General features: G+C 72.5%; 8 protein-coding genes. 6 read left to right on the top strand and 2 right to left on the bottom strand.

Annotated elements, in window-relative coordinates:
- Window positions 1-1,288 (bottom strand): TPM domain-containing protein (locus DW309_RS16440; protein ID WP_136045979.1); only part of this gene is annotated, 1,288 nt, incomplete at its 3' end.
- 122 nt (window positions 1,289-1,410) lie between these two features.
- Between DW309_RS16440 and DW309_RS16435 the strand changes: the two genes are divergently transcribed.
- The 5 genes from DW309_RS16435 to DW309_RS16415 are packed head-to-tail and all read left to right on the top strand — an operon-like array spanning window position 1,411 to window position 5,460.
- Complete coding sequence (locus tag DW309_RS16435; protein WP_136045978.1) at window positions 1,411-2,250, top strand: DUF3097 domain-containing protein; 840 nt, start codon at window positions 1,411-1,413, stop codon at window positions 2,248-2,250.
- 44 nt (window positions 2,251-2,294) lie between these two features.
- On the top strand, window positions 2,295-3,020 hold the full coding sequence (gene trmB, locus DW309_RS16430; protein ID WP_136032587.1) for a tRNA (guanosine(46)-N7)-methyltransferase TrmB: 726 nt from the start codon (window positions 2,295-2,297) through the stop codon (window positions 3,018-3,020).
- The gene (locus DW309_RS16425; RefSeq protein WP_168387309.1) at window positions 3,017-3,901 is read left to right on the top strand and encodes a CPBP family intramembrane glutamic endopeptidase; all 885 of its coding nucleotides are present in this window, start codon (window positions 3,017-3,019) and stop codon (window positions 3,899-3,901) included. Before trmB ends, DW309_RS16425 begins: the two co-directional genes overlap by 4 nt.
- Window positions 3,902-3,941: 40 nt before the next feature.
- Window positions 3,942-4,334, top strand: coding sequence for a DUF1304 domain-containing protein (locus DW309_RS16420; RefSeq protein WP_136045977.1), 393 nt, complete (start codon window positions 3,942-3,944; stop codon window positions 4,332-4,334).
- Window positions 4,335-4,383: 49 nt separating this feature from the next.
- The gene (locus DW309_RS16415; RefSeq protein WP_205812843.1) at window positions 4,384-5,460 is read left to right on the top strand and encodes a DNA polymerase IV; all 1,077 of its coding nucleotides are present in this window, start codon (window positions 4,384-4,386) and stop codon (window positions 5,458-5,460) included.
- 2 nt (window positions 5,461-5,462) lie between these two features.
- Here DW309_RS16415 and DW309_RS16410 read toward each other — a convergent pair whose 3' ends face one another.
- Window positions 5,463-5,864, bottom strand: a complete 402-nt coding sequence (locus DW309_RS16410; protein WP_136035634.1) for a RidA family protein — start codon at window positions 5,862-5,864, stop codon at window positions 5,463-5,465.
- 370 nt (window positions 5,865-6,234) lie between these two features.
- Between DW309_RS16410 and DW309_RS16405 the strand changes: the two genes are divergently transcribed.
- Complete coding sequence (locus tag DW309_RS16405; protein WP_136045976.1) at window positions 6,235-7,872, top strand: SulP family inorganic anion transporter; 1,638 nt, start codon at window positions 6,235-6,237, stop codon at window positions 7,870-7,872.
- The last annotated feature ends 1 nt before the right edge of the window (window position 7,873 follow it).

The following is a 7,873-nucleotide window of genomic DNA, read 5'->3' as shown; positions in this document are numbered from 1 at the left end:
CGGCGCGCTGCGTGGCGGACAGCTCCGTGCCGAGCGCCACGATCGCCCGCACCAGTTGGCCGGCCTGCGCCACGGACTGCTCCGCGGTGCGGATCGCGAACGCCGCCTCGCCCGATCGCCCGGCGGCGATCGCCTGCTCGGCAGCCTGGATCGAGCGGTCGGCGAGGGCTGCACGCTCCTGCGCCTGCGTCGGGTTGTCGGCCACCGTGGCGAACGCGGCCGGATCGTACGCGGCCGAGAGCGCGGCGAGCGACGAGGCGGCGGTCGGCAGCAGCGGGGTCAGTGCGGCGCGCTCTCCGCGCACGCGCTCGAGCTCCTGCGGCGCGTTCTGCTCCAGCTGGCGCAGTGCGTCGAACGCCTCGGTGTTCTCGTCGAGCACGCGGTCGATCTCGTCGGCGAGCTGGATGATGCGGATGTGCCACGCCCGGCGGTCATGGACGGAGTCCTCGATCTCGTCGTCGAGCTTCTGCCGCAGGTCGAACGCCTCCGCGATCTTCGCCTTGGCCTCGTCGACCGCGCGCGTGAACTCGGCCGTCGCCCCGTCGCCGAACTGCGCCACCGCGAAGCCGAGCTCCTCGCGGCTGGACGTGATGGCGTCGTCGGCCTGCACGAGCGCGGCACCGGCCTGCTGCTCGACCTGCGCGTCGGTGAGCGTGGAGAACGGGTCGGCGGGGTCGGGGGTCTCGGGCATCGCGCCGCGCTCGCGGATGGCGGCGTTGCGCCGCGCACGGCGGACGAGCGAGACCACGAGCCAGATCAGGAGCAGCACGACGACGACCGCGACCACGATGAGCGTCACCCGCAGGGCACCCGCGCCGCCGTCGCCCTGGATCCGGTCGGCCGCGAGGGTGATCGCGCCCGCCCAGTCCCCGGCTCCCGCGAGCGGTGCGATGTCGTTCTCGATGCCGTCGAGCTGGCTGTTGCTCAGCGGACCGGAGGAGTCGGCGGAGATGTAGAGGCTGCGGCCGTCGACCGCGATCGCGAGCAGGTACTGCGACGGGCCGAGGTTGTTCGCCGACGCCACCGCGTCGGCCCAGTCCGCGCTGTCGGAGGGGTTGGTGAAGTCGTCGACGAGCACGACGAAGAGGTCGGCCGAGGAGTTGGCCGAGAGCTCCTGCAAGCGGGTCTCGACCGTGCTCTTCTCGGACGGGCTCAGGACCCCGGCCTGATCGGTGACGTACCCGGCGTCGAGCGTGAGCGGATCGGTGGCGGAGGCGGCGGACGTGCTGAACGTCCCGATCATCGCGGCCAGCAGAAGTGCGGCCAGCGCAAGCCACCGTTTCGTCATCGTGTTCCCTCCGACCGGCAGCCGAGCCCCATGTCACGAGTCTATGCACTGGGTACGACACGCGACAGCGCCGCGGGGCGCATCGCCGTTCGCCGTCAGCGGAGACACATACGCTGGAGGGCATGGACGACAGGTACGGATCGGATGTGCTGGCGTCGGGCTGGCGCGAACGCGGAGCGAAGCAGGTGCCGATCGTCCCGGCCGAGATCGACCTCGTGGTCGAGGTCGCCGCGGACGGCTACTGCGGCGCGGTGACGCGCGTGCAGGGCGGCACCGTCGAGCTCGAGGACTGGAAGGGGCGCAAGCGCCTCTTCCCGCTCGGCGGCGGCTTCCTGATCGACGGCGCGCCCGTGCGGCTGACCGTCCCCGCCGCGAAGGAGCAGGGACCGCGACGCACGGCCTCCGGCTCGTTCGCGGTCGCCGACCAGCGCGCCAGGACCGCGCTTCCCAGCCGCATCCTCGTCGAGGGACGCCACGATGCCGAGCTGGTCGAGAAGGTGTGGGGCGCCGACCTGCGGGTGGAGGGCGTCGTGGTGGAGTATCTGCAGGGCGTCGACCTGCTCGACGAGCTCCTCGCCGCCGAGCCGCCCAGCCGCGAGCGGCGCTACGGCGTGCTGGTGGACCACCTCGTGCCGGGATCGAAGGAGTCGCGCATCGCCGAGGCCGTGGCCCGCGGACCCCACGGTCGGCACGTGCGCATCGTCGGCCACCCATTCGTCGACGTGTGGCAGTGCGTCACCCCGCGGGCGCTGGGCATCGCGGCGTGGCCCGAGATCCCGCGCGGCGTGGACTGGAAGACGGGCATCTGCCGCGCGTTCGGATGGCCGCACGAGACCCAGGCCGACACCGCGCGGGCCTGGCAGCACATCCTGTCCAAGGTCACCACGTATCGCGACCTCGAACCCGCGCTGCTCGGCCGTGTGGAGGAGCTGATCGACTTCGTCACGGAGCCGGCGGGCTAGCGCTCCGGTCCGGGCGGCGGAGCGCCGACGGCTACCCTGGAACCATGCCCGAACCCCGCACGTTCCGCGACGAACCGGTGTCTTTCGTGCGCCGCAGCGGCCGGATGTCCGACGCGCAGGAGCGCGCCTTCGCCGAGCTCGGCCCGCAGTACCTGCTGGACGTGCCGCGCGACGTGGCCTGGACCTCGGTGCACCCGGAAGCACGGCTCGACCCCGCGGCCGAGTACGGCAGGCACGCCGACCTGTACGTCGAGATCGGCTCGGGCCAGGGCCACGCGATCGTCGCCGCCGCGACCTCCCGCCCGGACGACGACTTCCTGGCGGTCGAGGTGTTCCGGGCGGGACTCGCGCGCACCATGCTCGATGCCGACCGGGAGGGCGCGCGCAATCTCCGCGTGGTCGAGGCCAACGCGCCGGAGGTGCTGTCGTCGTACCTGCCCGAGGGTGCCGCGCGCGAGGTGTGGATCTTCTTCCCCGACCCCTGGCACAAGAAGCGGCACACCAAGCGCCGCCTCGTCCGTGCGGGCTTCGGCGCGACCGCGGCCAGGGCGCTGCGCGACGGCGGTCTGCTGCGGCTCGCGACCGACTGGGAGGACTATGCGCTCCAGATGCGCGAGGTGCTCGACGAGGATCCGCTCTTCGAGCGCGCGTTCGACGGTGAGTGGGCGGAGCGCTTCGACGGGCGCGTGATGACGGCCTTCGAGCGGAAGGGCATCGCGAAGGGACGCGACATCCGCGACCTCGTGTACCGTCGGCGGGCGCGCGCGTGACCCTGCCCGCGACGGCCACCTCCCTCCGTGCGGGCGGCGTGGTGGCGGCCGCGCTCGTGTGCGCCGCGGCTCCGGCGTTCTTCGTGCTGGAACTGCCCTGGCTCGGGTGGCTGCTGCTCGCGGTCGGCGTCGCTGCGGCGTGGGTCGCGGAGCGCTCGGGGAACTCCCGACGGACGGACGCTGCGGAGGCGGGCGCGGTGCCGGAAGACGGGCGGCGACGGACCCCGTCGCTCACGCGCGACCTGTCGCTCATCGCGGTCGGCATGCTGATCGTGAGCGTCATCCCGCTCGCCGCGGAGCTGGACAACCTCGCGATGCTGCGGTTCACCCTCGCGCTGGGCGGCGCGGTCGCCGTGCCGTACCTGATCTCCCGCTTCGTGTACCGCGACCGGGCGATCTCGTTCCCGTGGCGCACGGGGCGGCGCTGGGGGCGGCTCCAGTGGGGCTGGCTGGTGGCGGTGCTCGTGCTGGGCTGGCTGATCCTGCCGTACTACTTCATCAGCAGCGGCGTGTATCAGAACTGGCCGGTGGTCGACACGCCCGACCTCATCGCCCGCCTGTTCGTCGGCGTCGGCGCGGTCGGCATCTGGGACGAGCTGTTCTTCATCTGCACCGTCTTCGCCCTGCTGCGGCGGCACTTCCCGGACGCCCTGGCGAACGTGCTCCAGTCGATCGTGTTCGTGTCGTTCCTGTGGGAGCTCGGCTATCGCGAGTGGGGGCCGCTGCTGACCATCCCGTTCGCGCTGCTGCAGGGCTTCATCTTCCTCCGCACGCACTCTCTCGCCTACGTGGTGACCGTCCACCTGCTGTTCGACGCCGTCGTGTTCGCGGTCCTCGTCCATGCCCACAACCCCGGGCTGCTGCCGGTCTTCCTCGTGTGAGCGGCTTGCCCCGCAGCGCCTCGCGACGGGACAATCGGGTGTGCTCATCGTCGGACTCGTCCTCGCCGCGGCCGCTGCGGCCTTCCACGTCTTCATCTTCGCGCTCGAATCCCTGCGCTGGACCGAGCCGGAGACCCGCAAGGTCTTCGGCGTCGCGAGCGAGGCCGACGCCGTGACCATGAAGCAGCTCGCGTTCAACCAGGGCTTCTACAACCTGTTCCTGGCGCTCACGACGCTGCTGGGCATCGGTCTCGTGATCGTCGGCGCCGCCACGGTGGGTGTGACGCTCGTGCTGGCCGGCACGGGAATGATGCTCGCCGCGGCCCTCGTCCTGGTGCTCTCCGATCGCTCGAAGGCACGCGCCGCGGCGATGCAGGGAACCCTGCCGCTGCTCGCCGTGCTCGCGACCGCGGTCGGGCTCGCCCTGGGCTGAGCCCGGCGCGAGGGGTGACTTTCCCGCGCGCAGCCGCCACACTCGGTGCATGGCCGAGTGGGTGCTGCACGTGGACATGGACCAGTTCATCGCCGCCGTCGAGGTGCTGCGCCGCCCCGAGCTCGCCGGTCGACCCGTGATCGTCGGCGGGCGCGGCGACCCCACCGAGCGCGCGGTCGTCTCCACCGCCTCCTATGAGGCGAGGGCCTACGGGATCGGCTCGGGCATGCCGTTGAAGATCGCCGCGCGCAAGGCACCGGAGGACGCGGTGTTCCTTCCGGTCGACCACGAGGAGTATGAGCGGGCGTCGGATGCGGTGATGACGGCGCTGCGGGGGCTGCCGGGCGTGGTGGTGGAGGTGCTCGGTTGGGACGAGTGCTTCCTCGGTGTCTCTACCGACGACCCGGAAGGAGTCGCGCGGGCGGCGCAGGCGGCGGTGCGGGAGGCGACTGCATTGCACTGCTCGGTCGGCATCGGGGACAACAAGGTGCGCGCCAAGATCGCGACCGAGTTCGGAAAGCCGCGGGGGGTGTTCCGCCTCACGTCCGACAACTGGTTCGAGGTGATGGGGGAGCGCGGGACGAGAGAGCTGTGGGGGATCGGCCCCAAGGTGCAGAAGCGTCTGGCCGGGCACGGCATCACGACCGTGCGCGAGCTGGCCGACGCGGACGAGCAGGAGCTGATCGCCGAATTCGGGCCGCGGATGGGCGTGTGGTACCACGGCCTCGGCTCCGGGCTCGGGCCCACCGCGGTCGACGACACCCCCTGGGTCGCCCGCAGCCACAGCCGGGAGACCACCTACCAGCAGAACCTCACGACGCCCGAGCAGGTGGAGGCGGCGCTCCGGGAGCTCGCCGGACAGGCCTTCGACGACTGCGCGGAGGAGGGGCGGGCCGTTGTGCGTGTGCACCTCAAGGTGCGCTACGCCCCGTTCGACACCAAAACCTTCGGCCACAAGCTGCCCGCCCCCGCCACCCGCCGCGACGAGGTGGTGGCGGAGGCCCTGCGGCTCGGCGCCACCCTCGACCCCGCGCGGGAGGTGCGGCTGCTCGGCGTGCGGGCGGAGATGACGCCGCCGGACACCCCGGACACGGTGGAGCGTACCCCCGTGCGCGGCCGCCTCTGACCTCAGTCGCGGATGACCGCGGCGACCGCGCTCACCTCGATCAGGGCGCCGGGGACGCCGAGCCCTGCCACGAGAGCGGCTGTCACGAGCGGCGGCGCCCCCTCGCGCGCCAGCGTGGGTGCCACGGCACCGTACGCGGCGCGGAGATCGGCATCCTGATGGATCAGGATCGTCCAGCTGAGGACGTCGTCGAGCGACGCGCCCGCCGACTCGAGCGCCACCCGCGCGTTCTGCACCGCGCGCACCGACTGCTCGCCGACGTCGGTCGAGACGACGGCACCGGACTCGTCGACGCCGTTCTGGCCCCCGACGTAGATGGTCGTCGCCCCGGGAGGCACGACCGCGACATGGCTGAAGGCCGGGCTGGCCACGAGGCCGGCCGGCTGCGTGAGTGTGATCTGCATGCGCGCATCCTCCTCCCGGCCACCGACATCGGCATTCAGACCCGGGTCCGCTGCCACGTCGGCCGACCGTGGAGCGTGCGGATGGTCCACGGACCGTGAGGGCGCGCGGCGGGGTTCGCGCCCCCACGACCGTGCCCTTCGAGAGGGCCCCAGACGATCGCGAGATCGAGCACGTCGGTGTCGTCGGACTTCGACGGCACGGGGGGACGATACTCGCGGTGGGAGCGCTGCCGCACCGGGTGGCGCGCGAGTTCACCCGGGTGATCGGCGGGGCGGCCCGGCCGGAAGCGCGCGGCGCGTCGGTCCACCGCAGTACGCTTCCCTCACGGTGGAGGGAGAACGGATGGGCGCGAGGAGCAGGCCGCCCTGGATGCTCAGCACCCTCGACGGGTATCGACGCGGATGGGTGACGGGCGACGTCGTCGCCGGTCTCGCCGCGGGAGCCGTGGTCGTGCCGCAGGCGATGGCCTATGCGACGATCGCCAACCTCCCCGTGCAGGTGGGCCTCTACACGTGCATCGTGCCGATGCTGGTGTACGCGGTGCTGGGCGGCAGTCGCGCCATGAGCGTGTCGACCACGTCGACCATCGCCACGCTGACCGCCACGACCCTGGTCTCGGCCGGGGTCGCCGCGGGGTCGGACGACGCCCTCGGCTCGCTCATGATGCTCACGCTCCTCGTGGGCGCGATCCTGCTGCTGGCGCGGCTGTGCCGCCTCGGGAGCCTGGTGGAGAACATCAGCGGGGCGACCGTGCTGGGGCTCAAGATCGGGGTCGGTGCGACCGTGGCCGTCGGGCAGCTGCCGAAACTCCTGGGAGAGACGTTCGACTTCTCCGGACACGGCTTCCTGCGGTCGCTCGTCGCCGTGGGCGAGGCGGCGGCGAGTGTGAACCCGGCGACCGTGCTGCTGTCGGCCGGATCGGTCGCGGTGCTGCTACTGTGCCGCCGCTTCCTCCCCCGGGTCCCCGGCGCCCTGGTAGTCGTGCTCGGCGGCATCCTCCTGGTGGGCCTGGGCCACATCGACCGGCTCGGCGTCGATCTGATCGAACCGGTCCCCAGCGGCCTTCCCGTGCCCGGGGTGCCCGACTTCGCACAGGCTCCCGTCCTCGTTCCCGGTGCCCTCGCGATCGCCGTGATGGCGTTCCTCGAGTCGGCGGCGGTCGCCCGCAGCCTGCGACGGCCCGCCGAGCCTCCGATCGACAGCGACCAGGAGCTGCTCGCCACGGGCGCGGCCAACACCGTCGGCTCGTTCTTCGCCGCGATGCCGGCCGCCGGGGGCTTCTCCCAGAGCGCGGTGAACCAGGGCGCCGGGGCGCGCACCCAACTCGCGACGCTCGTCACCGTGGTCCTCGCGGTGCTCGTGGCGCTGTTCCTCGGCCCGGTCCTGAGCCTGCTGCCGGAGGCCACCCTCGCCGCGCTGGTGTTCATCGCGGTCGTCGGACTGGTCGACGTGCCGCAGCTCGTGCGCTGGTTCCGGATCAGCCGCACGGACTTCTGGATCGCGACCGCGGTCGCGGTGATCGGACTGACGGCCGGGCTGCTCCCGGCCGTCGCGATCGGGGTGGTCGTGACGCTGATCCTGGTGCTGCGCGAGCTGAACGTGCCGCGGGTGCGCGTGACGACGCGCGTGGGCCCCGTGGTCGCGATCGAGCTGGAGCGGGGACTGTACACCGCGAACGCCCTCGCGAACGAACGGCTCGTGCTCGACACCGTCGCGGGTCTGCAGCCCCCGGTGACCGCGGTGGTGCTCGGGCTGCAGCAGCAGACGGCGGTGTCCATCACCGTGCTCGACGCGCTGGAGGAACTGGATCGCGAGCTTGCGCAGCGGGGGGTGACGATGCACGTCGCGGCCCTGCCTGACGGGGCGGCGGAGGTCGCCGGGCGGGTGCCCTGGTTCGCGGGACTGGAACGGCAGGGACGGGTGCACGCGACCGTCGACATCGGGGTGGGCACCGCCGGCGGCGTGCAGGGCGACGTGCACCCGGACGACGCCCGCGACGACCGCTGAC

Origin of the sequence: Microbacterium sp. K41 (assembly GCF_004794395.1) — a bacterium.
Lineage (GTDB): Bacteria > Actinomycetota > Actinomycetes > Actinomycetales > Microbacteriaceae > Microbacterium > Microbacterium sufflavum.
The sequence above is the reverse complement of the archived record's forward strand: the minus strand, read 5'-3'. Positions and strand labels throughout refer to the sequence as shown.